The sequence below is a fragment of the Lacrimispora sp. genome (genome assembly GCF_046972725.1).
Taxonomy (GTDB): Bacteria; Bacillota; Clostridia; order Lachnospirales; family Lachnospiraceae; genus Lacrimispora.
Genome location: NZ_JBKVXF010000003.1, coordinates 284,525 through 311,121 on the forward strand (window position 1 = coordinate 284,525; position 26,597 = coordinate 311,121).

The 26,597-nt window shown below is 38.1% G+C and carries 20 protein-coding genes; 16 read left to right on the plus strand and 4 right to left on the minus strand.

Annotated features, from left to right (window positions below; genetic code table 11):
- The first annotated feature begins 28 nt into the window (after positions 1 to 28).
- The 6 genes from ACLTWA_RS13780 to ACLTWA_RS13805 all read left to right on the plus strand — a co-directional run bounded on the left by ACLTWA_RS13780 (position 29) and on the right by ACLTWA_RS13805 (position 5,124).
- A complete protein-coding gene (locus ACLTWA_RS13780; RefSeq protein WP_412328476.1) occupies positions 29 to 394 on the plus strand; it encodes a hypothetical protein in 366 nt (121 codons plus the stop codon).
- Between the two features lie 13 nt (positions 395 to 407).
- On the plus strand, positions 408 to 1,484 hold the full coding sequence (locus tag ACLTWA_RS13785) for a glycosyltransferase family 4 protein (RefSeq protein WP_412328477.1): 1,077 nt from the start codon (positions 408 to 410) through the stop codon (positions 1,482 to 1,484).
- Between the two features lies 1 nt (position 1,485).
- Positions 1,486 to 2,685, plus strand: coding sequence for a glycosyltransferase family 4 protein (locus tag ACLTWA_RS13790; RefSeq protein ID WP_412328478.1), 1,200 nt, complete (start codon positions 1,486 to 1,488; stop codon positions 2,683 to 2,685).
- A gap of 4 nt (positions 2,686 to 2,689) precedes the next feature.
- Positions 2,690 to 3,865: a glycosyltransferase family 4 protein gene (locus ACLTWA_RS13795; protein ID WP_412328479.1), complete on the plus strand. Its 1,176-nt coding sequence runs from the start codon at positions 2,690 to 2,692 to the stop codon at positions 3,863 to 3,865.
- A gap of 88 nt (positions 3,866 to 3,953) precedes the next feature.
- On the plus strand, positions 3,954 to 4,661 hold the full coding sequence (locus ACLTWA_RS13800) for a glycosyltransferase family 2 protein (protein WP_412328480.1): 708 nt from the start codon (positions 3,954 to 3,956) through the stop codon (positions 4,659 to 4,661).
- Positions 4,662 to 4,665: 4 nt separating this feature from the next.
- Positions 4,666 to 5,124, plus strand: a complete 459-nt coding sequence (locus ACLTWA_RS13805) for a GtrA family protein (protein WP_412328481.1) — start codon at positions 4,666 to 4,668, stop codon at positions 5,122 to 5,124.
- Positions 5,125 to 6,050: 926 nt separating this feature from the next.
- Here the strand turns inward: ACLTWA_RS13805 and ACLTWA_RS13810 are convergent.
- Positions 6,051 to 7,217, minus strand: a complete 1,167-nt coding sequence (locus tag ACLTWA_RS13810; RefSeq protein WP_412327493.1) for an IS110 family transposase — start codon at positions 7,215 to 7,217, stop codon at positions 6,051 to 6,053.
- 278 nt (positions 7,218 to 7,495) lie between these two features.
- Here ACLTWA_RS13810 and ACLTWA_RS13815 point away from each other — a divergent pair, with 278 nt between their 5' ends.
- The 6 genes from ACLTWA_RS13815 (at position 7,496) to ACLTWA_RS13840 (ending at position 14,948) form a co-directional block, all read left to right on the plus strand.
- Complete coding sequence (locus ACLTWA_RS13815) at positions 7,496 to 9,442, plus strand: hypothetical protein (protein WP_412328482.1); 1,947 nt, start codon at positions 7,496 to 7,498, stop codon at positions 9,440 to 9,442.
- Between the two features lie 226 nt (positions 9,443 to 9,668).
- A complete protein-coding gene (locus ACLTWA_RS13820; RefSeq protein WP_412328483.1) occupies positions 9,669 to 10,739 on the plus strand; it encodes a mannose-1-phosphate guanylyltransferase in 1,071 nt (356 codons plus the stop codon).
- A 20-nt stretch (positions 10,740 to 10,759) separates the two neighbouring features.
- Positions 10,760 to 11,794: a GDP-mannose 4,6-dehydratase gene (gene gmd, locus ACLTWA_RS13825; RefSeq protein ID WP_412328484.1), complete on the plus strand. Its 1,035-nt coding sequence runs from the start codon at positions 10,760 to 10,762 to the stop codon at positions 11,792 to 11,794.
- Between the two features lie 17 nt (positions 11,795 to 11,811).
- Positions 11,812 to 12,759, plus strand: a complete 948-nt coding sequence (locus tag ACLTWA_RS13830) for a GDP-mannose 4,6-dehydratase (protein WP_412328485.1) — start codon at positions 11,812 to 11,814, stop codon at positions 12,757 to 12,759.
- Positions 12,760 to 12,850: 91 nt separating this feature from the next.
- Positions 12,851 to 14,533 carry a phospho-sugar mutase gene (locus tag ACLTWA_RS13835; protein ID WP_412328486.1) on the plus strand — a complete coding sequence of 561 codons (1,683 nt, stop codon included), beginning with the start codon at positions 12,851 to 12,853 and terminating at the stop codon, positions 14,531 to 14,533.
- Between the two features lie 160 nt (positions 14,534 to 14,693).
- Positions 14,694 to 14,948, plus strand: a complete 255-nt coding sequence (locus ACLTWA_RS13840) for a DUF2399 domain-containing protein (RefSeq protein WP_412328540.1) — start codon at positions 14,694 to 14,696, stop codon at positions 14,946 to 14,948.
- 183 nt (positions 14,949 to 15,131) lie between these two features.
- Here ACLTWA_RS13840 and ACLTWA_RS13845 read toward each other — a convergent pair whose 3' ends face one another.
- Positions 15,132 to 15,302 (minus strand): hypothetical protein, encoded by a 171-nt coding sequence (locus ACLTWA_RS13845; protein ID WP_412328487.1) that lies wholly within the window; start codon positions 15,300 to 15,302, stop codon positions 15,132 to 15,134.
- A gap of 155 nt (positions 15,303 to 15,457) precedes the next feature.
- On the opposite strand from ACLTWA_RS13845, the gene ACLTWA_RS13850 reads away from it, so the two are divergent.
- From ACLTWA_RS13850 to ACLTWA_RS13860, 3 genes are all read left to right on the plus strand, one after another.
- Positions 15,458 to 15,637 (plus strand): hypothetical protein, encoded by a 180-nt coding sequence (locus tag ACLTWA_RS13850; protein ID WP_412328488.1) that lies wholly within the window; start codon positions 15,458 to 15,460, stop codon positions 15,635 to 15,637.
- A gap of 26 nt (positions 15,638 to 15,663) precedes the next feature.
- Positions 15,664 to 21,813, plus strand: a complete 6,150-nt coding sequence (locus ACLTWA_RS13855) for a bacterial Ig-like domain-containing protein (RefSeq protein WP_412328489.1) — start codon at positions 15,664 to 15,666, stop codon at positions 21,811 to 21,813.
- Positions 21,814 to 22,186: 373 nt separating this feature from the next.
- A complete protein-coding gene (locus ACLTWA_RS13860) occupies positions 22,187 to 22,336 on the plus strand; it encodes a hypothetical protein (RefSeq protein ID WP_412328490.1) in 150 nt (49 codons plus the stop codon).
- A gap of 46 nt (positions 22,337 to 22,382) precedes the next feature.
- On the opposite strand, the gene ACLTWA_RS13865 is transcribed toward ACLTWA_RS13860, so the two are convergent.
- Positions 22,383 to 22,790, minus strand: a complete 408-nt coding sequence (locus ACLTWA_RS13865) for a hypothetical protein (protein ID WP_412328491.1) — start codon at positions 22,788 to 22,790, stop codon at positions 22,383 to 22,385.
- A gap of 210 nt (positions 22,791 to 23,000) precedes the next feature.
- The gene (locus tag ACLTWA_RS13870) at positions 23,001 to 24,353 is read right to left on the minus strand and encodes an N-acetylmuramoyl-L-alanine amidase family protein (protein WP_412328492.1); all 1,353 of its coding nucleotides are present in this window, start codon (positions 24,351 to 24,353) and stop codon (positions 23,001 to 23,003) included.
- A 278-nt stretch (positions 24,354 to 24,631) separates the two neighbouring features.
- Here ACLTWA_RS13870 and ACLTWA_RS13875 point away from each other — a divergent pair, with 278 nt between their 5' ends.
- Positions 24,632 to 26,566: a thiamine pyrophosphate-binding protein gene (locus tag ACLTWA_RS13875; protein WP_412328493.1), complete on the plus strand. Its 1,935-nt coding sequence runs from the start codon at positions 24,632 to 24,634 to the stop codon at positions 26,564 to 26,566.
- The last annotated feature ends 31 nt before the right edge of the window (positions 26,567 to 26,597 follow it).

A 26,597-nucleotide genomic window follows, 5' to 3' on the forward strand; every position in this document is an offset into this window, starting at 1 on the left:
ATCTTAATGGAAAGGTACAGGGGAGAATATGCAAGATAATGGAATTGATGTAAAAAAAATAATGGAAGAGATACGAAAAGAGATACAAGAAAGAGGTTATAATAAAAGTATATTAAGTTTTTCGGATGTAGTTATTGAAAAAGTAGAGGAGAAAAATAAGTTTTTATTAAGTGAATGGAAACATAATTTATACATGGCTAATTTAAGTGCTAATAATTCTTCTTGTAATAATAGTGTGGGAATAAAAAAGGTGTTAAAAAGGATTGTACGGAAAGGATATTATATTATATTTCGCCCAATAATTAATGATCAAAAGTTATTCAATTCATATGTTGTTAATTGTTTGAATCAAATCGATAATTATATGGCTAATCAAAAAGATGAAAGCAACTAGGAGTAAAGAAAGAATGATGAGGATTATTCAGTTATTACCTACGATTTCATATGGAGACGCTGTAAGTAATGATGTATTAGCCATTAAAAATTTATTAATTGAAAGTGGTTATTCAACAGAAGTTTATGCGGAAAATATTGATAAAAGATTGTCTCCTACTATTGTGAATCCAATCAAAAAATTAAAAAAGGTTACTAAAAATGATATAATCATTTATCATTTATCTACAGGAACGAAACTTAATTATAAGATAAAAACTTTTTCAGCGAGAAAAATTGTTATATACCATAATATTACTCCTTCCCATTTTTTTTGTGGATATAGTTCTGAACTTGAACAATTATGCAGAGAAGGATTAAAAGAAACAGAATATTTAAATGATAAAGTTGAATATGTATTAGCTGATTCGTCATTTAATAAAGAAGAATTGATAAAAATGGGATATAAGATGAATATTGATGTTTTACCTATTATTATTCCTTTCGAAGATTATGACAAAAAGCCTAATGACAATATTCTGAATAAATATAAAGACGATGGATATATAAATATTTTATTTACTGGGAGAATGGCACCTAATAAAAAACAAGAAGACGTTATTAAAGCTTTTTATTATTATCATAATTATATTAATAAAAAGTCAAGATTATTTTTGGTTGGATCCTGTAACGGATTAGAGAATTATGATAAACAACTAAAACGATATGTGAAACTTTTAGAATTAGATGGTGTAATATTTACAGGACATGTCAAATTTGATGAGATTTTAGCTTACTATAAAATTGCAGATTTGTTTTTGTGTATGAGCGAGCATGAAGGGTTTTGTGTTCCTCTCGTAGAAGCCATGTATTTTGAAATCCCGATTATTGCTTATGATAATTGTGCAATTGGAGAAACGTTAGGAGGGGGGGGGATATTATTAAAAGAAAAGGATCCGATAATTACGGCTGAATTAATTAATAAAATTATGAAGGATACTGATTTAAAAAGTAGAATTATTATGAATCAAAAAGAAAGATTAGAATATTTTTCAAATAAAAGAGTAGAAAAATTATTTATGAACTATTTGAAAGAATTTATAGGGGATTGAAATGAAACGTAAAGTTTGTTTTGTAGTTCAGCGTTATGGCTTGGAAGTTAATGGGGGAGCAGAGCTTCATTGTAGGCAAATTGCAGAACATATAAAAGAAAGTGTTGAACTTGAAGTCATTACAACGAAGGCTATTGATTATATGTCATGGAAAGATGAATACGTACATAAATTGGAATATATTAATGGTGTAATGGTAAGACGTTTTTCAGTTAAATGTCAGCGGAATCAAAAAGAGTTTGATGAAATTAATGGACGATTTTTATATCAGGGTTTAACGGAAGATGAAGAAAAAGATTGGATGGAAAAACAGGGTCCACTAGTACCGGATTTATTGAATTATATAATTGAAAACAGAAATAAATATGATGTATTTGTATTTTTCACATATCTTTATTATCAAACTATTTTTGGACTTGAATTTGTTAAAGATAAAGCTATATTAGTTCCAGATGCGCATGATGAACCTTTTTTAAAAATGAATATAGTTAATAGATTATTCCAATCTCCCCGAGCAATTTTTTATAATACTATTGAAGAAAAAAAATTAGTAAATGAAAAATTTAAAAATAGTAATATAAAAAGTGACATTGGGGGTGCTGGGATTGAAATTCCCAATAAGGTTGATTCAAAACAGTTTAAGGATAAATATCAATTAGACGAATACATCATTTATGTTGGTCGAATAGATGAAGGAAAAAACTGTCATGAGCTATTTTGCTATTTTAACGAATATAAAAAAAGGAATTTGAATAATGTTAAATTGGTTTTGATGGGAAAAAGTGTAATTAATGTGCCAGAAAGAGAAGATATTTTAGATTTGGGATATGTTAGCGACGAAGAGAAGTTTAATGGTATTAGTGGCGCAAAATTATTGATATTGCCATCAAAATTTGAAAGTTTATCTATAGTGGTTCTGGAAGCTATGGCTTTAGGAATTCCTGTTTTGGTTAATGAGTGGTGTGATGTATTAAAAGGTCATTGTATTAAAAGTAATGCAGGCCTTTATTACAATAATTATTTTGAGTTTGAGGGCAGTTTGAATTTTCTTTTAAAACATTCAGAAATTGCACGTAATATGGGGATTAATGGAAGAAAGTATGTTGCAGATAACTATCAATGGAATATTATTATAAGTAAATTAACAAAGCTTATAAACTATATATCAGAGCTGAATGAACATAGTACTGAAAGGGAGTGATAGTATGCAGAAAATTGCTTTTGTACCTCCTTGGTTTGGTGAAAATATACCAGGAGGTGCTGAAATGGAACTTAGAGGTCTGGCAACACACCTTCATGAAGCCAATATTGATGTTGAGGTAATTACAACTTGTGTAAAGGATTTTAATAGTGATTGGAATCAAAATTATTATAAGCAAGGTATAGAATTTGTATATGATATACCAGTAAGACGTTTTCCTGTAAGAAAAAGAAATGTTAGATTATTTGATCAAGTTAACTACAAATTGATGAATCAAATAGAGATAAGTAAAGCGGAAGAAAAAACATATATAGAAGAAATGATAAACTCTCCAGAAATGTACCGATATATTAATGAAAACAGTAATAAATATGATGCATTTATTTATATTCCGTATATGTTTGGAACCACATATTATGGTTGCAAGGCATGTCCAGAGAAAGCTATTTTAATTCCATGTTTTCATGATGAGAGTTATTTGTACTTAGATATATATAAAGATGTATTTGAGCATATTAAAGGGATTATTTATCATGCTCAACCTGAATATGATTTAGCAAATAGAGTATTCAATTTTAAAAATGTGAAACAAGCAGTTTTAGGTGAAGGCGTTTATACGGATGTTAAAGGTAGTGAAACGGCTTTTAGAAAAAAGTATAATATAAATAGTCCGTTTATTGTGTATGCAGGCCGTAAAGATAAAGGAAAAAATGTTGATACATTAGTGCAATATTTTAATGAATATAAGAAAAGAAATATAAATGAACTTAAACTTATTTTAATTGGTGGTGGAGAAATTGAGATTTCTAAAGATATAAGATCGGATGTTATTGATTTAGGATTTGTAAGTATGCAGGAGAAATATGATGCTTTTACTGCCTCACTATGTTTATGTCAACCTTCTAAGAATGAAAGTTTTTCCTTAGTTATTATGGAAAGCTGGTTATGTAGTCGTCCGATTATTGTACATCAAGATTGTAATGTTACCAGTTATTTTGCGGAACAAGCAGAGGGAGGATTGTATTTTAAAGATTATTTTGAATTTGAAGGCTGTGTAAATTATTTGATAGACAATGTAGAAAAAGCGAATAGTATGGGAGAAAATGGGAGAAAATTTGTGTTGGAGAATTATTCTTGGGAAGTGATAACAAAAAAGTATTTGGATTTTATTAAAAGTTAATTTACTCAATTTTCCCAACCCATGTTTTCAAAAAGAGACTATATAAATGTGAACCAAGTGTCATAAGAAATGAGAGAGAGGAAATAAAATGGATATTTTGTATGTGGTTATGCCTGCTTATAATGAAGAGGAGAATATTGAGGAGACTGTTAAGTCATGGTATACAGTATTAGAGGGAAAGAACGAAAAGTCGAGATTAGTTATTGCAGATAGTGGAAGTCTTGATTTAACACATGATATTTTGCTTAGACTACAAAAAAAATTTCCGAGATTAGTTATTCTGTCAGATACAGGAAAACAGCATGGACCCAAAGTGATTGCTCTTTATGATTATTCAATTAAAGAGGGGGCAGATTATATTTTTCAGACAGATTCTGATGGACAGACAAATCCTGATGAGTTTATCGCGTTTTGGAATATGAGAAATCATTATGATGGTATATTTGGTAAACGTGTTGTTAGAGGTGATGGGAAATCAAGAGCCTTTGTAGAACATGTTGTATGCTTTTTGCTTAAAATATATTTTGGAGTAAAAATTCCGGATGCGAATGCACCGTTTCGTTTGATGAAGGCCAATATCGTAAAGAAGTATTTGTACAAGATGCCATCAACTTATAATTTGCCTAATATTATGATGACTACATACTTTGCATATTACAAAGAAAAGATGACATTTAAGACAATTACCTTTAAACCTCGTCAGGGCGGAGTTAATTCAATTAATATTCCTAAAATTTTGAAAATAGGCTGGAAATCTTTAGGAGATTTCAAATTACTTAAGAAGGGAATAAAATAGCAATATGGATATTAAAAAAATTTATGGTAAATACAAAGATATAATGCCATATTTGCTTTTGGGAATTTGTACAACACTAGTCAATGTAGTGATTTACTGGTTGATAGCACATTTGTTGAACGCTTCAACTATGCTCAGTACAATAATTTCCTGGATTGTAGCAGTTTTATTTGCTTATGTCACTAATAGAAAATGGGTTTTTTATAGTGAAGTAAAAGGAACCTGTGGAATTTTGAGAGAAATGGTTTCTTTTTTTTGTTGCAGATTAGCAACAGGTGTTTTTGACTGGGCTTGTATGTTCATTTTCGTAGAAATTTTCGTGTTGGATGATGTTTTAGTGAAACTTGTTGCTAATATAGTTGTGATTATCTTGAATTATTTGGCAAGCAAGCTTGTTATATTTAAGAAAAAAAATAAGTATAGAGAGGGAACGAAGAATGATGAGGTGATAATGTCTAGATAACGATGATTAGTCATTTAAAATGAAGCAGATTATATTTTTAAGATTGATCCCAATGGGCTGATAAAGTGAATAGATTTTAAAGTGTTTTGGAAAATAAGAACGGAATGCAATGCAGTTATCAGAAAATGTGCTGCTCGTGGAGATTGAAGAGCATATGTGGAGCGTATCGTATGCTTTCTTTTGCACTTGTAATTTTGTGTTAAGATACCTGATATAAATGCTCCATTTTCTGATTTAAAAAAATGAAATTTGTTGATATTTCTTTTAGACTAAGACAAGGAGATGTGAATTTAATAAATGTTCCCCGAATTGTTAAAATTGGCCAGTAGGCACTTTAAGATTTTTGGGTGATTAATAAAGAAATACGTGATTAATATGAATATATGAAAGTTATATTAAAAATAAAAGGATATTATTCCCTATTTATTTTCGGTGCTTGCATAACGGTAGTGCATATAGTTGTATATTGGGTGATGGATCATCTGTTAGGGGCAAGCACAATGGTTAGTACTATTATTGTCTGTGCGATAGCAGTATTCTTTGTCTATGTGATAAATTGAAAAAAGGTTTTTCAAAGTGCGGCTTCAACTAAAAAAGTACTTATGCACGAACCCATTTCATTCTTTGCATGCAGAACGGGCTAAGGAATAGTAGATTGGCTGTGTATGTGGGGGAGAAAGACTGCTTATCAATGTTATGGTCGTGAAAATAGTGGCAAATGTCTTGGGCATTATACCTAATCATGTTGCAAGCAAACTTCTGACTTAAAAAAATATAAGTGCAGTTATTAAAGGAGACCAGCTATGAAAAGTCAATCATAAATTAGCAAAAAATTCTATTTCGTATCGATGGTAAAATAGGGTAACTTTAATAGAGCTCCCTGAGGGTGCTTTTTCAAAATCTATCGATATTGGTATACAGACCTCTTATTCGAGGTTAAATTCAACTTCGTCAGTGAGCATCTTCCAGATGATTCTGACTAACTTGCCGGAACAGTGCCCAAGGGCATTATAGTGAGTTCGGCCTTCTGCCCTCTTGGCATCATAATAAGCCTTGAAGGTGTCGTTGTTTCTTACAACGTTCCAAGCTGCATTTACTAAGGCATATCGCAGTACACGAGAGCCACGTTTGGACATACGAGTTCGTTTAGCCTGAAAGTTTCCAGACTGATATACGGACGGATCTAAACCAGCAAAAGCAAGCAGCTTGTTAGGACTTAAGAAACGGTGAATATCACCTATTTCACCAAGAATCATTCCGCCATTTATGTATCCGATACCAGGAATGGTCATGATGACTGATTCATTGAAATTCATGATGTCCGTCATCTCTGCTTCAATCTTATTTAATTGGCTATCCAGTAACTCGATTTGTTGAATGGTCTGGGTTATCTGAATAGATATAGCGCTGTCGTTTGCACCGACAGACTTCTGTGCCAGAACTCTTAATTCTTTGGCCTGCTCCTTTGTAAAGTGACCATGAGACTTCACTTTGAGCAGATTTGCCAGATGAGTCATATGCATGGAAGCAATCTTGTTAGGAGAAGGTGCTTCATTAAGAAGGGCATAGACAGCATTCTGATGCAGACCGGATTTAAAGAAGTATTGCAATTCCGGGAAGACCTGATCAACATAGGTTGTCAGTTGGATTTTAAGGCGGGTTCGCTGTTTTATCGTTTTCTGGCGAAAGCGTCCAAGAGCTTTTAAGTCCATCAGATCAAGATCATAGAAGCTGACGAACCGTAAGGAATCCTGCATCATTAGAGTTTTAGCAATAACGTAAGTGTCGACCTTATCTGTCTTAGTTTTGCGAATGTTGTTCTTTCGCATCTGAGACGTCTTAATAGGGTTGAGAACACACACTTTGTAAAGATTGGCAACAAGGTATCGAACAAGGTTGTCACCGTAGTGTGCCGTGGACTCAAGACCGATGATGGTGCTGTCCTTATCGAATGATTCGATTTTGGAAATCAGCAGTTGGAAGCCATCAGCGTCATTAGTGAATTTGAACGGCTCAATGAGTATCTCGCCCTCCGAAGAAACGGCAGCGGCGAAATGGTTAAGTTTGGCAATATCAATACCAACGTAAATCATGAGGTTGTACCTCCCTTTCGTAAGATCTGATACCGTGATATCCACCAGCGATTATCATCGTAGACTTGATTGAAATAAGTACTCATTGGAACAAAGTGCTCCGGTACATCCAGCATATAAACAATTCAGATAAAGGTAGCGGCAATACACTCCAGTTGAGTAGTCAAAGCTACAGGAAAAAATCAAAAGTCCACAGTATCTGAATGTATTATAACCACGATATTAAAAAGAAAGGAACGTGTGATAATTAACTTCCTAATTATCATACAAGGGAACATATGAAAATAACTCTTAAGAGCAACAAATATTCTGTAATATTAATTGTTGTTTTTGTTATCGGAGCGGCATTGCGTTTACTCACTGTTACACCAGGTGTTCAAGGTGATGGTAAAGAATATATTATGCAGACTGTAGCTTTTCAAAATCATTTTTCATTTGGGATTACAGAAGAAGATTTAAGTAACGCAAAGGAAGAATTTTACAACGAAGCAGAGGCTCTTGAAGCAGAATATAATAATGAAATTCATATGCATGAAAGCGACAATGCAAGGTACAGCAATCATTATGGTGCTTATTCTGCCTTGGTAACGCCTGTAAAGAGGGTTATTTTAGCCTTGGGAATATATCCGTTATGGGCATTCAGTATTACTAATTACATTTTATGGCTGGCGGCCATCTTGGTGATATTTTTTTGTCTAAGAACCGATGCAAAAAGAAAATTATGTATTTTAGCACTTTTGATTTTTAATCCAATAATTTTTTATTTGTGTTGGTCGCATAGTGAGGTGTACATATTTGCATTTGTGGTTATGGGATTGGTTTTTTACTATAATAAACAATATGGCCGATCAATCTTTTTTTTGTCAATAGCAGCCACACAAAATCTAGGTGTTATACCTTTTGCTATGATGGTAGGAATTGATTATATTGTTGAGTGTATACAGCGATACATAAGCGAATATAAAAAGTTTGATTTTGCTAATTTTGCAAAATTATATTGGAAAAAAGTTATACCTTATGTAATTTTTTATATTCCGGCTTTTCTTCCACTTATTTCAACATATGTTAGGTTTGGGACATATAATCTTGTGGCAGATGTTGCCATGGAAAATAAATATTTACTTCATAAAGCCCTAGATTATGCGTTTGATTTAAATTTAGGAATTTTACCTTACGAACCAATTGTTCTCATTAGCTTTATAGTTATGGCTATAACTGGATTAAAGAATAATATGAGATCCGTTATTATAAATTTAGTGGGTGTTTTTGGAATGTTGTATATTATTGCACATCAATTGCAGATAAACAGCGGAATGCAAAATATTATGAGATATAATGTTTGGATAATACCAGTGCTGATTTTTTTTATTGGAATGAATCTAAATATAGACAAAGATAATGGAAAGAGGTTAATTGCTGTTTGTTTGTCGGAAGCTGTGTTTACAACAGCAATTGTTGGCTATATTATTTGGGGAGGAGGGGATTTTTCGAGTAACCAATTTGCTCCATGGACAAAAGCAATCATGAATAATTTTCCAGAGTTGTATAATCCTACACATGGCATTTTCTATTCAAGAACTACTGGAGTGGAGTTATATGAATCATCTGAACCAGTGGTGTATGTTAACAATGATGGATATATTAGGAAAATTCTACTCAGCGAAGAAGCGGAGGAGGTATTCTACTCGGAAAATTGGATGTTGGTTGATTCGCAAGGTAATAGTGTAGATAAAAACAAATTAAAATCAAAAAGCGTTGATGAAGGACAGTATAGATATATAAATGTAAAAGATAATTATCGGCATCTGAATGAATATGCACTTGGCGATAAGATATTGTTTTTCTCCGAAAATTATAATGCTGATAATTATGTACAATCAGGTATTTCAGGTAAAGAAGAACGAATGTCATGGACAGATGCTGATAAATTTAATATGAGTATGCTGTTAAATAGTTCTGCGCCCATGATAAAAGGACATATTGATATTATGGGGACTTTTTATCAGCCACAAAAGGTGACAATTTTTATTAATGAAAATCAAGTGTTTTGCAATACAATTGAAGGTGAACAAGAAATTAATTTTGTTTTTGAAAATCCCAAGAATAGAATTGTAAATATGACAATACTTTTACCTGATTCACTGTCGCCTGCAAAGCTTGGATTGTCTGAAGATACAAGAAATCTAGGGATTTCAATCAGAGAGATGGTGTTTACAGAAAATTGAGAGGTATTATTTGATCCAGACATACGATGTTAAATGCCAATATAGCCCAAAGTAAGTCTCATTGGCTGAAAGGTTGATTTGCAACTATTTCAATGATAATTAAATATATTTTTTTGGTTTATACATCTTTATATCTATAGTTATTGCTTAAGAAAATTATAATTTGATTTTTAGATTTTAACATAGTACAATACCTATAAGATGAAACAAAAGGAGAACCGTATAAGTGAACACAACAGCCCTTATCATGGCCGGTGGGCGTGGAGAACGTTTCTGGCCTAAAAGCCGTAAAAATATGCCAAAACAGTTTTTATCTCTGACAGATGACGGAAAAACAATGATCCAGTTGACTGTAGATCGTATTTCTTCAATGGTAAAATTGGAAGATGTATACGTTTCTACTAACAAAGATTATAAAGATTTGGTTTTAAAACAACTTCCAGGTCTTCCAGAACAAAATGTCCTTTGTGAACCTGTGGGACGCAACACAGCTCCATGTATCGGACTTGGGGCCATGCATATAGCACAAAAGTATAATGATGCTATGATGTTTGTATTTCCGTCAGATCATTTAATTAAATTCAATAAAATGTTTATCCGGACATTGCAAGATGCCAGTGATGTGGCTGAAAAGAATGATAATTTAGTTACAATTGGTATTGCTCCAGATTACCCAGAGACAGGATATGGATATATTAAATTTGATCCGCAGGTCACTGAGGGACGATCATATAAAGTGGACCGATTTGTAGAAAAACCGAGTTTGGAAGTGGCGAAAGAGTATTTGTCTTCAGAAGAATATCTGTGGAACAGTGGTATGTTTATCTGGAAAGTATCCTCTATATTAAAAAATATGGAAAAATACATGCCAGATACCTATAATGCCCTGAAAAGAATTCAGGCAGTTATAGGAACAGAAACGGAAGAGACCGTTCTGGAAAAAGAATTTTATGGAATTCAGTCCCAATCCATTGATTATGGCATTATGGAGAAAGCGGATAATATCTACATTCTTCCAGGAACCTTTGGTTGGGATGATGTAGGTTCCTGGCTTGCAGTGGAACGAATAAAAAAGACCAATGAGTTCGGTAACGTAGTTAATGGAAATATTATTACAGTAAATACTCATAACTGCATTATTCAGGGAGAAAAAAAGCTGTTAGCGACTGTTGGTTTGGAAGACATGATTGTAGTTGACACGGAAGATGCCACATTAATTTGTTCCAAGGATCATGCCGGTGATATTAAAAAGGTTCTTGAGAATCTGAAGATATGCAATCGTGAAGAATATATATAAAAAGCTAAGGAGATAAAGCAATGAAAAAGGCATTGATTACAGGTGTAACAGGGCAGGATGGCTCTTATTTATCAGAATTACTATTAGAAAAAGGCTATGAAGTTTTCGGTCTTATGAGAAGAAAAAGTGTTGTTGATTATGGGAATGTAGAACATATTAAGGACAAGATTCATTTTATTTATGCTGATATGACAGATATCGCCTCTTTGATTAATGCAATGAAAATTTCACAGGCAGATGAGGTTTATAATCTGGCGGCTCAATCTTTTGTGGGAACCAGTTGGGAACAGCCTTTAGCAACGGCAGATATTGATGCTCTTGGCGTTACAAACATGCTGGAGGCGATTCGAACTATAAAACCGGAAGCACGTTTTTATCAGGCATCTACCAGTGAGATGTTTGGAAAGGTACAGGAGATGCCTCAGACAGAGAAAACTCCTTTCTACCCTAGAAGTCCATATGGTGTAGCAAAAGTTTACGGTCATTGGATCACTAAAAATTATCGTGAAAGTTATGACATGTATGCATGCAGCGGTATTTTATTTAATCATGAAAGTGAACGCCGGGGGTTGGAATTTGTTACCAGAAAAATAACAGATGCAGTTGCAAGAATAAAATTAGGTGTACAGGAATGTCTGGAACTTGGAAGCATGGATGCAAAACGTGACTGGGGACACTCTAAAGATTATGTAAAAGCTATGTGGCTTATGTTACAGCAGAATCATGCGGATGATTATGTGATTGCAACCAATGAGACCAGAACGGTACGTGAATTTGTTGAAACAGCATTTTCCCACGTTGGTATTGATGTAGAATGGAAGGGAAGCGGAGTTGATGAGGTTGGTATTAATAAGGCTTCTGGAAAGACTGTTGTAAAGGTAAATCCTAAATTTTTCCGTCCGGCTGAAGTTGAGGTTCTGTTAGGAAATCCTGCGAAAGCGGAAACAGAGTTAGGTTGGCGAAGAGAGATTTCTTTCTCTGAATTAGTGAAGAGGATGATAGATAATGATATGAAATTGGTCGAGAAAGAAATTAAAATTGCAGGTATAAAGTAAATATAGAGGAGTGTACTATGAAGAAGGCATTAATTATAGGTGCTGCAGGCTTCGTAGGAAACTATTTAATAGACCATATTCAGAAAAACTGCGTATGGTCTATTATAGTTACGAAGATGAAGCATGAAGAGATTTATAATACTGATATTGATATTCGGGATTTAAATATTTTGAATTATGAAGAGGTAGAAACTTTAATTACAGAAGTTAAACCGGATTATATTTTTCATTTAGCAGCACAAAGTTCTGTTGCATTATCCTGGGAAAAACCTGGACTGACAGTTGATGTAAATATTAAAGGTGTTCTGAATGTTCTTGATTGTATAAGAAAGTTAGACTATAAACCAGCAATTCTTCTTATCGGATCTGGAGAGGAATATGGACATGTAAAGAAGAATGAAATACCGATTGGTGAGGATAATACATTAAGACCGGGAAACATTTATGCTGTAACAAAGGCCTGTCAAAATATGATAGGCAGTATTTATGCAAAGGCATATGGAATGAATGTTATGATGGTTAGGGCATTCAATCATATCGGTCCGAATCAAATACCTGTATTTGTAGTGCCAGATTTTTGCAAGCAAATAGCGGAGATTGAAAAAGGTCTTCGTGACCCGGTTCTTAGGGTTGGGAATCTGGAGGCACGACGGGATTTTACTGATGTTAGAGATGTTGTCAGAGCATATGTATTGCTTATTGAAAAAGGAAAACCAGGAGAGGTTTATAATATTGGATCTGGACAGTCTGTGTCAATTAAAGACATTTTGAATAAGATAATAAGTTTTTCTATGACTTCTGTATCTATAGAAGTAGACCCAGATAAGCTTCGCCCTATTGATGTTCCAATAATAGAAGCTGACATAACAAAGCTTAAAGAATGTACTGGCTGGTCTCCAAATATTTCGTTGGATACAACATTAAAAGAAACTCTAGACTATTGGAGAACTGAATTAAACAAATAAATAAGTAATTTCTGCATTTATAAACATTAACATTTAAAATATATAGGATATTTTTTGATAAGTCAATGAAAAGGAGAATTTGCAAAACAACATGGATAAAAAGATAAGCAGTAAGTGGAATGAATGGAGAAAACAAAATTTAGCTGATCCTGATTTGATGAATGAACTGGATAGTATCAAACAGAATGAAAGTGAAATTTTTGACCGCTTTTACAGAGAACTGGAATTTGGTACCGGAGGTTTAAGAGGAGTTATTGGTGCAGGTACAAACCGCATGAATATATATACTGTTGCAAAAGCAACGCAGGGGTATAGCAATTATTTAAAAAAACAGATGAAGTCTCCTTCTGTTGCCATAGCCTATGATAGCCGTATTAAATCAGATCTGTTTGCAAAAAAGGCAGCAGAGGTATTTGCGGCAAATGGGATACGTGTGTATATATATCCTGAGTTAATGCCAACACCTTCTTTATCCTTTGCTGTCAGATATTTAAAATGTGCGGGAGGGATTGTAATTACTGCAAGCCATAATCCATCAATATATAATGGTTATAAAGTATATGGAAGTGATGGATGTCAGATTACAACAGAAGCAGCTTCCTCTATTTTGTGTGAGATAGAAAAACTTGATATCTTTAACGATATCAAAAGTATTTCTTTTGAGAAAGCTCTGTTAGAAGAAAAAATATCTTACATTGACGAAAAGGTAGTTACAGCATTTTTAGATGCAGTTTCCGGACAAACATTGTGTGGAAATGAAATCAATAAGGGAGTATCCATTGTATATACCCCATTAAATGGTTCAGGGTTAAAGTGTGTTACACAAGTATTAAAGGAAAATGGCTTTACGAATATATCGGTAGTTCCAGAACAGGAAAATCCAGATGGAAATTTTCCAACCTGTCCTTATCCGAATCCTGAAATGAAGGAGGCATTGGACTTAGGATTAAGGGAAGCAAAAAGACTGGGAAGTGATTTACTTCTTGCTACAGACCCTGATTGTGACCGTGTAGGCATAGCGGTACTTGATAATGGGAAATATGTGCTTTTAAGTGGTAACGAGGTAGGGATGCTTCTTTTGGATTATATCTGTAAGCGCAGAATTGCGCTTGGTAAAATGCCAAAGGATCCAGTGTTGGTGAAGACAATAGTTACTATTGATATGGCTGCCAAAATTGCCGGCGATTATGGAGTAAGAGTAATTGACGTATTGACGGGCTTTAAATTTATTGGTGAGCAGATAGGGCGTCTGGAAGCAAATGGTCAAGAGGAAAGCTTTATTTTGGGGTTTGAAGAAAGCTATGGCTATTTGACTGGTGGATATGTACGTGATAAAGATGCTGTAGTTGGTTCTTTAATGATATGTGAAATGTTTGCTTATTATAAAACGCAGGGTCTTAGTCTGGTGGAGGTATTAACTGGTTTATATGAAAAGTATGGTTACTGTTTGAATACCTTACACAGTTATACTTTTGAAGGTGCAGAAGGATTTCAGAAAATGCAGACAATTATGCATAGTTTAAGAGAATCCTCTTTAATGCAGATTGGATCCAGGAATGTTATTGAAGTAAAGGATTATCAGAAGGGGATTGATGATCTTCCTAAATCTAACGTATTAAAATATCTTCTTGATGGAGAAGCTTCCATCGTTATAAGACCATCTGGTACTGAACCTAAAATAAAAGTATATCTTTCTGTTAGTGCTGAGAATCGGGAAGAAGCTGAAAAATTAGAAAATAGTATGGCAAAGGAACTGGAAAAGATATTTGAATAGGGATAAGGAGCTATCAGAGTAGTATTACATTATATTTTCTGATTCGATTTATTAAAGTTTCAGATGCTTCTGGTGCTTTGGGAGAAGATAATTTCTGTTTGCCTTGTTACGCAGCTACTTATAAAATATATAAAAGAACGATCTTCTTAGTATAAATAAAATCGTAAGTGTATGGATTGTAAAAAAGAAGGGAAAGGAATGCGCCTGTATCTGCTCCGGCGGCCAGCTCCGCCTTTCGGTACTCATTCTGCTGGATCTGCTTATAAAAGGCAGTGTGTTTATGTTTTATTCCGGGGACTTTGACCCCGACGGTCTTTTGAGTGCACAGAAGCTGGTTTCCCTGTACAAAAGCCGGCTGAAACTTTGGTGCTGTCAGCCAGAGAACTATATCATAGAGCCATGTATGCCGAAGTAATCAGTCCCAAACGGTTAAAACAGCTTGATAAGCGTTCGCTTGAAAGTCTGGTCATACTTGCAGTCCAGCTCCTGGAATATACCCCCCGGATATCAGTAAAATGTAATGGATTATTTTTTAAAAATATCATATGACTGACAAAAAATACCTGCTTCGGCAGGTATTTTTTGTCTGAAGCTGAGATCATATCTTTTTGTCTTCTCTCTCTTTGCGAAGTGCTCTGAGTCCCAGACGGATTAGCTCTACCGTAGCTTCAGACCTGGTCTGGAATCGGTTTTCAAAGCGAAAATCTTCGATTTGCCTGAACAGTTCGTCATCAACAGAAACCGTATATCTTGGTTTGTTCGTAGCCATATCAATCACCTCATACTATAAAGTAATATAATTATACATCAGTGAACCAGAGAAGTAAAGATGAAATCAAACAAAGGTATTGACAGTGAATCGGTGAACCAATATAATGGAAAGTAAGGTTCAGTGAACCACTAAAAAGAAAGGAGAAGGATTTTATGGACTCAGGCTTGAAACGGTTTACAATCTCTCTGACGGCTGATATGGAGGCTGAGCTGAGAGTGGTAAGGAAAACTTATTTTAATAAAGTTACCCGTAATGAGATGATGAAAGAGTTAATTCGTCGGGGATTGAAAGCCGTGGCTGCAGATGGGGGCAGGAGTGAAACTAATACGTAAGATGAGTGTTCGGGGAGGGACAAAAAGTGAAAACCAGAAATTTGGTTCAAAAAACAGTTTGTTTTATGTTGAGTGCAGCGATGCTTCTGACAGGGCTGCCTGGTGCAGGACCGGTAACCGGTCTGGCTGCCCAGTATGTAATACAGGAAGGGGAGATTCCTGCTAAAGCATCTTCGCTTGAAGACTTACCGTCTGTAGTGAATTGTGTTGAAGCAGGAGCATCAATTCAGACACCTAAGAATATTACCTGGGAAGCAGAAGAGGGTGGGTCCTTTTACAATGCAGGCAGTAATGTAAAGGTTACAGGGACAATTACAGAAAATGGGCAGAAGGTAACTGCTACGGTACTGGCGGTTCCGGCAAATGTTGTGTATCTTGTGGATGCCAATGTTTATGAGCCGGAGAATTCGGCAGATTTTAAGCGTTATAAGGTAGAGGGGAACACCTCTCTTCTTAAGAACACCGTTCCTGACCAGGCATACATTCAGGGGAGCTGGGGAGGTACAGGGAATACCAGGAAAAAGGGTGCCGTGCCGGAACTTAAGGATACGAAAGGCTATACCGGGTACTATACCGAAGGAGGGGAGGCAATCTCTTATAAACTTCCTCTGGAAAGCGGAACCTACATAGTAGCTGCTGAATTTGCTGAATGGTGGGGAAATTACAGCAGAACAGTGGATATGAAGATTACCTATAATGACAGCAGCGGAAAAGCAGTAACAAAGGTATTGGACACAGCCCGTCTGGGAGCCAGGTTAAGTACGGATACTGCGGTGGGCAGCTTTACCATTGACAATGGGCAGGAGGTGATGCTTGATTTCCAGAGAAAAGAAGGAACCAGTGAAGCGGCGGTATTGTCAGGCTTTACCGTTATAAAAGCCAAAGAGGAACTTCCTGATGCCGAATATATTCCAGTTACAATAGATGGGGATAAGATTGATAAATTTAACACATTTGGTGGATTTGGTTCCGTTACCTGTAATAATACCTCAAGGCTTCTTATGGACTATAAAGCTCTTCATGAGGAACAGTACTGGAAGATGATGGAGCTTTTATTTGACAGAGAAAAGGGAGCCGGTTTAAATCACGTAAAAATTGAGTTGGGGGCTGATGTAAATTCCTCATCAGGAACCGAACCGGCAACCATGCGTTCCCCTGATGAGACACCGAATGTAAGAAGAGGGGCTGGCTTTATGTTTGCGGCAGATGCCAAGTCCATAAATCCTGATATTTCCGTAGAAATTCTCCGGTGGGGAGAACCAAAATGGACGCAGGAAGGAATTGGTTATGAAGAGTATGACAATCCTAAATTTGAGGCGAGATATCAGTGGTACCGCAAAACCATCGATGCGGTTTATGAAACGTATGGATACAAGATTACGGAAGTAAGTCCCGGACAGAATGAACGGAGGAAGGATTATCCAGACAACTTTGCGTGGATCAAATACTGTGCACAAAGGTTTAAGGAAGACGGAGAGAATGGAGTCGGTGCCTTTGATTATGGGGAGATTAAGATTGTGGCAGCAGATTTGTATCGTGGTATGGGGACTACGGTAGACTATATGATGAAAGATCAGGAATTCAGGGATCTGGTGGATGTGATTTCTGATCATTATCAGATCTGGCTGGGAAGCAGGAATCTTGATATCCTGAATCAGGAGTATGGAAAAGAAGTCTGGTATGGGGAATCCACGGCTCCCATGATCAATGCCAATTATCGTGCCAATGTGGACCCGCTTCGTGGAGGAATCGGAGGTTCCGCAGGGATTGCAGCTATGGCAGAACGATTGATTTCCGCCTATGCGTATAAGAATGCAGATGGATACACAAGTCATATGACAGAACTGTTATTCCAGCCTGCCATTGGTGCATTTTATGAAGGAAGTGCATATAGCCCCAAACAGCTGATTGGAGCCTTTGATCCATGGTCCGGTTATTATGAAGCCGACGGTGGAATTCAGATGGCAGAGCATTTTATGAAATTTGCAGACAATGACTGGAATTATCTTCCCGATGCATGTTACTCCGATGGAAAGACAGGAGACGGTGATATTGTGGCAGACAGCTCGACGGACACCCGCCTTGCGCTCAAGGATCCCGTAACAGATGATTATTCTGTGATATTTGCCAATAATACCTCAGTGGAACGGAAGTATCATCTGACGCTTAAGAACCTGAAAACAGTAAAAAATTCTTATAATATATGGGAGACCAGAGGTCCGGATGATGGAGAAGCATATGATGCAAACTGGTTTCAGAAGATTGCAGAGGAGAGTCAGCCCCATGATAACGGAGATGGCACCACTGCAATTGAACTGGTGGTTAAGCCCTATTCCATAGTAACTCTGACCAGTCTGACCGGCCGGGGAACGAGCTATACTGCCGGGCAGAATGATTCCGGTGTGGAACGAAAGGTACTTGGACTGCCTTATAGAGATAATTTTGATTATGAAGATTCCTTCATCGAAGAAAGGGGAGGGACTCCTTACTTTACGACAGATCTGGAAGGGGCATTTGAGGTCTGCAGATCAGAGGATACCGGGTATGTTCTGAAACAGATGATCAATGGAGAAAACCGCCCTTACAATTGGAATCCTTGGGGGAGCGGAAGTGACGAGAGCAGTCAGACAACCGCTGTTCCGTGGACCGTACTTGGGGATCACCGATGGGCCAATTACACAGCAGGAATTGATGTGAAGCTGGATACCAAAGGAAAAGGTTATGGGGATAATTTTGCTGTTCTGGGAGTCAGAGAAGTAGTGCATTCCTCCGGTGCTGCTTATAGGGCAAAGATATATGACAATGGAAGCTGGGAACTTTTGCGCTTTAATAAAGTTCAAAAGTCCGGAAAACTGGAAAAGTTCATTCCTGATCAATGGCACAGGCTGGAGCTTAAGGCAGATGAGAATACAATTACCTTTTATATCGATGGAGAAGAAGCCGGAAGCTTTACAGATGAGTCCAGTCCGGTAATGACTGGGCGTGTTTCTCTCATGAGTGGCTTCTGGAATACCTCATTTGACAACCTTACTGTAACTCCTATAGAAGGAAAAGCCGCTTATGCATCTGAAAAACCCGACGATACATCACCGCTTATCCGGTGGACAGGAGAGGTGACCCATAATATTGGTCAGGGCTTTGCTTTTTATAACCGCAGTTATACGGTGATGCTTCCGGGCTCCGGTATGGAATTTATAGTTCCTGACGGAACGGGATTTGATATTTTCGGAAAGTCAGGTTCGGCGAAGATTAAGGTGACGGTTGACGGCCAGGAGGAAGATGCAGTTACTCTTAACGGAGGAGACAGGGAAACTACGTTTTGGAAACAGAATTTACCAGCCGGACAGCATAAAGTTAAAATAGAGGTTACTGAGGGGACCTATCAGGTAGATGGGATTAATTTACTGGCAGAAGATGACACAGGATATAATGAGTTACATACAAAAGAATTGGAAGATATGATCAAGTATGTGAAGGAACATGAATTTGATTCTGTGAAATATCCGGAAGCTTTAATCAATCAGGTAAAGGCTGCACTTTCCGGCGCAGAGAAGGTACTGGCAGAAGATGCCAGCCAAAAAGACGTGGATATGGCCAGGATTGCACTTCGAAATGCATTTATAAGGGTAGTTCCGTCAGATACGATTGTAAGTATTAAAGAAGAATTAGGAACAAAGATGGTGGTTCAAAATGGTATCCCAGAATTGCCGGATATGGTAACCGTAATCAATGCAGCTGGTGAAGAGAGCTTAAGGAATGTATCTTGGGAGATTGAGGATAAAGATTTTGGAACCTTGTGGGATACGGTTGAAGTAAGTGGCGAAATTGAAGAAACGGGATTTAAACTCAGTACCAGTGTTGTAGTGATACCCTATGGATTGACCTGGTTTATAGACAGCGGGGTTGCAGACGTGGAGGACAGTGAAGGTGAGGCTGGTCATTCGTTGTTCTATGATCTTATTGCAGATTCTGTTGAATTAGAGAACAAAAGAGCAGATCAAAGGTATACAGAAGGTTCCTGGGGATATGTGGATGATAAAGATGTTGCGGTAAAGGGCAGCGGCAGTATCTCCTACAATACGGGAATCTATGATACAGGACTTTACGTAGATCATAACAAAGATACAGACATTATATACAAGCTTCCCATGAAAGCAGGAAAGTACAGGTTTATGGTGGGCGCACAGGCCTATTGGGATGAGACTCACTCCGGAAAGGTTGAACTGCGCTATGAAACAGCCGATGGCGAAAAGAAAACAGTGGAATTGGGAACTGTGACCGTTAGCGTTTCAGATAACAATATTTCTTTCAGCCAGACAGCGGAAATTCCTGTCGATGGCCTGGTAGAAGTCAGGATCAGGAATGCCGGTACAAAAATTCATTTAATCAGTTGGCTTGCAGTAGCCAGAGAAGCTGATGCAGAGCTTCCGGCTGTTTTGATTACGGAGCAGGGAAAGCTTCCAAAGCTTCCGGAGACGGTTATGGTGAATGGAGAAGAGCTGGAGGTTGACTGGAAAAAAAGGAAAGAAAGTGATTTCAGTGTACCCTGGACATCCGTAAACATCAGAGGTGAAGTAGCCGGAATAAATCTTCCGGTAATCATACCTGTAGAAGTCATACCTGAAAAATTGTGCTATTTTATTGACTCGGGAGTTACTGAGAATGAAAAATCATCCTTTTATAACGCTGTAAATGAGGCCGTTGGAGGTCTATTAAATGAACTTCCTGACAAAATGTCAGACGGACAGTCCTGGGGATATGCAGACCGGGAGAGCCTGGGAGGTCCCATGGGGGAAGGAAGTGACAGCCGCAGTAAGACCGGCTGGTGGGCAAAAGAAGGAAAAGAAATCGTGTATAAACTTCCTTTGGAGGCAGGAACATATCAGTTTACGGGTGGTTTTTATGAGTGGTGGTCCGTAAAGCGTCCCATGGAGGCATATGTGGTTTATGAGAATGAAACTGGTGAGATGATGACCGTTTCCCTTGGAAAGATAACCATATCAAAACCCGAAGAAGCCATATTAAAACCTAAAACGGATATCGTCATACCAATGGATCAGATAATTGAATTCCGGGTAAGGAAAACCGGAGACAGTGATCCTGTCATAAGCTGGATCGCAGTCAATGAAAGATCAGAAGCTGCTCTTCCGGAAGAGGATATTTATCATACAACCAATATTAAGGTCACTCAGAAGCCTATTAAAGAACAATATGAGGTTGGTCAGGAGTTGGATAAAACGGGTATGGAGGTAAGGAGGTATGAAAAGGCCAGTCCCAGCAATGCAGTAAGGGAAGTCGTTCTGGAGGATGACGACTATGAAGTGGAATATGATTTTTCAGAGCCTGGGAAAAAGAAGGTTACCGTATCTTACAGCGAATGGGATGAGGACGGCACTGAAAAAACATTTACCGATTCCTTTATAGTGACCGTACAGGAAAAACTGATTGAAGAGGAATATTATACGAAAAAAATCAGTGTTACCAGGAAACCACGAAAGATAAAATATAAAGTTGGAGAAGACTTGGATCGATCCGGAATGGAGGTTACGGAGTACAGAAAGGCCAGTCCCTCCAATGCAGTGAGAAAACATATTCTGTCAGAAGAAGAATATGATACGGAATACGATTTTTCAATCTCAGGAACCCGGAAGGTCAAGGTTATTTATTATGGTACGGATAAACGGGGAGAAGAAAAGAAATTTACCGATTCATTTACTGTTAATGTAATTGAAGATAAAGATGTTGGCACTCCTGCGTTACCTGGCGATACTTCTGATGATGAAGATAATTATCATTCGGGCCGTCCGGTGCCGGAACCTGCGTATTATTATGGAACGTGGATACAGGATAAGGCTGGTTGGAGACTGAAAGGTACAGACGGGACTTTTCCGAAAAACCGTTGGGCTTTGGTTAAGGAAAAAAATGGAGATGAGTGGTATTTCTTTGATGAAAACGGTTATATGCTGACTGGTTGGCTGCAATACGGGAATCAGCAATTTTATCTCAATCCAGTCAGTGACGGAACGAAGGGCCGCATGTTGACTGGTTGGCAGAAAATTGATAACGTTTGGTATTACTTTGACAAAACGGAAGGTAAAAACATGGGCTCCATGCTTAAAAATACTGTGACACCAGATGGATACAAAGTAGGCTCGGACGGAGCCTGGGTCCGGTAAACATAAAAGGTATGGCAAATCCAACTGCCATACCTTTATCATGCGTTTTACTCATTCTGTGATATGTATCAATTAGGTTGAAAATCTTCTCAATTTAAAATAAAGGTAAAATAGTGAAATATAGTTCGAAAAAAAAGATTTTTTATACAAATTTCATCGACAATAATATAACAATGGAAATGGCACATCTTGTACCAGTTTTTTGCGTGCTCAATAGATGTAGTGTTTTAATTCTCTTTTTATAAAAAATTTGAACATTTTAACTAATTTATACAAAAAAATGTCGAATTTTGCGATTAATTTTACTTTTCAAACAGTTGGAAACAGCTTATAGTGGTTACTAGAAAAGCAGAAAAAAAGGAGGGTTTTCTATATGACAGACGCCGAGAAACTGCGGGTTATAGAGATGGAGAATGAGAGGTTAATGGAAGAAAACATGAAGCTCCATAGAGTGATTGAGAGGTTGAATCAAACGCTGAACAGATTGCTCGGCCGTTACATAAGCGTTGACAGGATTGCCTGAGCAGGGATAGCCGGGGAGTGCGGGGGCACTCCCCGAAATATCCCCGTCAGGGGTCAGTCCCTTCATTGAAATTCGTTGTGTCATCAGGAGCCAGTCCCTTATTTTTGCGAACGAGTTCCCATATTGTCTGGTGCATCCATTCAATGGTCTGATTCAGCTTTTCGTTTTCTATTTCTAATTCGGTAATGCGCTCACCCATACGGGCGATAATCTCCCGGTTATTATTAACCTTGTGCGGCGCCAGAAGGCGCTGGACATAAGGAGAAGAAGATTCAATAATATGCCGGGAAAGTAACTCGTCCCTTGCTTCACAGGATAAGTCCATGAAATCCTGGTAGCTGACAGACAGGGCGGTCATCTCAACCTTGCATTTGGGGCATACTGCATTGCGCTGAAGCTGATAGTATCCATAGTAACCACATTTTGAACAGTAGTACACGGACAATTCTCTCATTAGTCTCCTCCTTTTTTTCTTGATTTAGTATAAAAATGGCCTACTTCTATAATATATAACGTAAATTAGAGAAAAATGTTACGCAAAATTGTAAGTTTTATAAAAAAATATAATAAAGAACATACAAAAAAAGCCCGCTGCGCGTAAGAGCGTGCGGACTTCTTTAATTTGAACGGATGAATCTTTTGTAATTTTTAATTAATTGTTATCTTACTGAATAATACCATTTACATCAACAACAAATACTTTGTCGTTATTATCTTTATAATCCTTGTATCCTGCTCCCAGTTCTGGCTTTACAACAGATTTGGAAGTAGAAGATGCGGTCTGAACAACACCGCTTGTATTGACCAGATAATTTACTCCGTTAAGAGATACAGAAGCCAGTCTTAAATCAGAAGATGCTTCTTTTCTTAAACCGTATTCATAAACTGTTTTGTCCAGAATACCGGTATAGCCCTGTCCCTTTTTGGTTCCGGAAGTATGGAAATACCAGATCTCGTTTTCATCTAAGTCTTCGTTATAGATTGTTTGCTTTCCTGTATCCATGGTACCGTTGCTTGCGAAGTGGAAGTTTGCAACACTTCCGTCTTCCAGAGTAACGACTTTAAGACCAGTCTGCATTTCACCTTTTGTATTAAATCCATATTTCTGAGAATTTACAGTAAATAATTCAATTCCCTTTTTCGCATAGTATGGAGCACCGTCTTTAAAGAAGAACCAGTGAAGTTCATCTTCTTTGCTGACACCGGAAATGCCTTCGATTTCTCTCCAGCCCTCCACTCTTGTGCCGTTATCAGGATCATAGTACTGGTATCCTGCTGCGGAATCTGCATTGTCGCTTGTATTTTCGGCCGCTTCTGATGAGGTTGCTTTTACCGGAAGTTTATACCAACCAGTCTGCATTTCTCCGTCTACGAACGTATAGTAAGCACCGTTGATTTTTTTATCAACCTGATCTTTTACCATAACGCCGTCCTTATCAAAGTAGTACCAGGAGAGAGGGTTCTCCGAATCTTCGTTTACACTGTCAAGCTCAAACCAGCCGGTTTTCTGGGCACCGTCGTTTTCGTCTCCAAGATAATAGGTGTTACCGTCGATTTCAACCTTACCGGTCAGCATCTGACCCTGCTCGTCAAAATAATACCACTTATCATCGATTTTCTGCCATTTGGATTCAACAGCCTTGCCGTCTTTTCCATAATAATGCCAGAAAACTTCCGGAGCGTCAGGGGAGTCCCAGTAGTTATCATTGTTTACAGAAATCCACTGATTTGTGACTCTTTTTCCGCTTTCATCAACGTAGTACTCTTCAATTTCCTGACTTGTTGCGATTTCGCCGTCTTCGTCTAAATAATACCAGTCATCACCATATTTTTTCCATGAATCGGTTGCATAGTAATCACCCTCTTCATAGAATTTCCAGGAACCGTTTTCTTCTACCCAGCCAATTGCCTTTGCATAGGCAGTTGAAGCCGTGCTTAAGAAACCCAGCTCTGGAGCTGCGGCTGCTATTACACCGGCAGCGGATAATACAGCCATCAATTTTAAGTGCTTTTTCATAAATATGTTCTCTCCTTTTTTGCAATAAGTTTTATCGTGGCCGAAAATCCATAGTTGCATTACTCTGCGATTATAACCCATCAGAAAGGTTCAAAGATAGTGTGGTTTCATGGCAGATATGGAAGGAGATAACATAATAAGAAAAAAGATGAGATTTCCAAGGGGTTTCCCACAGGTACAATGCCGGCAGAAAGTAAGAAAACTTTAATAGGAAAATAAAGACTGGTGTGGTATAATCACAAACAGAAAAAACATTCCTTAAAAAGGAGCGATGAAACATGAGAATGAAAGTATCCAACTATATTTCCGGAAAGCTTTTGGAAGCCGGAATCAGCCAGGTATTTACGGTCACAGGCGGAGGCGCCATGCATTTAAATGATGCACTTGGCCATGAAAAAGGATTGAACTGTCTGTATAATCACCACGAGCAGGCATGTGCCATAGCAGCAGAAGCCTATGCCAGAATTCAGGGAAAGCTTGCTGCGGTCTGCGTGACCACGGGCCCTGGCGGGACCAATGCCATCACCGGAGTGCTTGGCGGCTGGCTGGATTCCATTCCCATGTTGATTCTGTCCGGACAAGTCCGCTATGACACCACAGCCAGATGGTCCGGTGTGGACATACGTGCCATGGGGGATCAGGAATTTGATATAGTAAAAGCGGTTGGCTGTATGACCAAATACAGCGAGATGGTCATTGATCCCATGAGGGTCCGTTACTGTCTGGAAAAAGCCATATATCTGGCCCTCTCCGGACGCCCCGGTCCCACCTGGCTGGATATTCCCCTCAATGTTCAGGGCGCTTACATTGAGACAGAAGATTTGATCGGTTTTTCTCCCGAGGATTATGAAAAGGGAGGTGACGGCTGGGCCGCTGCCAGTGAGGCAAAGATAAAAGAAGACCAGGCTTGTTACGGGGAAAAACGTCAGGCATTGCCAAAGCCTGTGTCAGCAGATACAGCCAGAAAGATTCTTGAGAAGATAAAAGCATCTTCCCGTCCGGTCCTCAATGCCGGCAACGGAATCCGGATCGGACAGGCCCATGAAGTATTTCTTCGCGTATCAGAAAAACTTGGGATTCCGGTGGTTACCGGCTGGAACAGCCAGGACTGTATTTACGAAACGCATCCTCTCTACACCGGAAGAGGGGGAGGCATGGGCGACCGTGCCGGCAACTTTGCCGTTCAAAACAGTGATCTGGTCCTGTCCCTGGGAAGCCGCTTAAGCATCCGGCAGGTGGGTTATAACTATAAAACATGGGCCAGAGGTGCCTATGTGATCGTGAATGATATTGATCCCGAGGAGCTGAAAAAGCCGTCGGTCCATGCAGATATGCGGGTCCATGCAGATGTAAAGGATCTTCTTACGGCCTTGGAAGCAGTTTTGGATTCAGAATATCATGCAACTGCAAAAGCACCCCTTTTTAAAGGCGGAAAAGGAATTGATTCCATGAGCTGGAATGAGACTTGCCGCATGTGGAAAGAGAAGTACCCGGTCGTTCTTCCCAGGCATTACCGGCAGGGAGACGATGAGAATACCAATATTTATGCATTTATCAATGAACTCAGCAGCAGAGGAGAAAAAGGGCAGATCACGGTGGTTGGGAACGGTTCTGCCTGTGTAGTAGGAGGGCATGCCTATCTTGTGAAGGAAGGACAGCGCTTTATTACCAATTCAGCGGTAGCCTCCATGGGCTATGATCTTCCGGCAGCCATCGGAGTCTGTATGGCAGATTCTTCCAAGGATATCATCCTTGTGACTGGTGACGGAAGCATTCAGATGAATTTACAGGAATTGCAGACCATTATCCATCATCAGATGCCGATTAAGATATTTTTGATCAACAACGGAGGGTATCATTCCATCCGTCAGACCCAGAAGAACTATTTCGGAGAACCGTTGGTGGGCGTGGGAGAGGACAGCAGGGATTTGAGCTTTCCCAGTATGGAAAAGCTTTCTGCGGCTTATGGATATCCCTATGTTTCCATCCGTCATAACGGAGAGATGAAGCAGGGCATTGAAGCGGCATTTGCCACAAAGGGCCCTGTGATCTGTGAGGTATTTGTAAGCAGGGACCAGAACTTTGAACCAAAGTCATCGGCAAAGCGTCTTCCGGACGGAACCATGGTATCTCCGCCTTTGGAGGATTTATCTCCGTTTCTTCCAGAGGAGGAGATGGAGCACAACATGATCATACCAAGAGTGAAAGGGTAATATACCGTCAGTAAAGTTTGGGAGGAAGGAC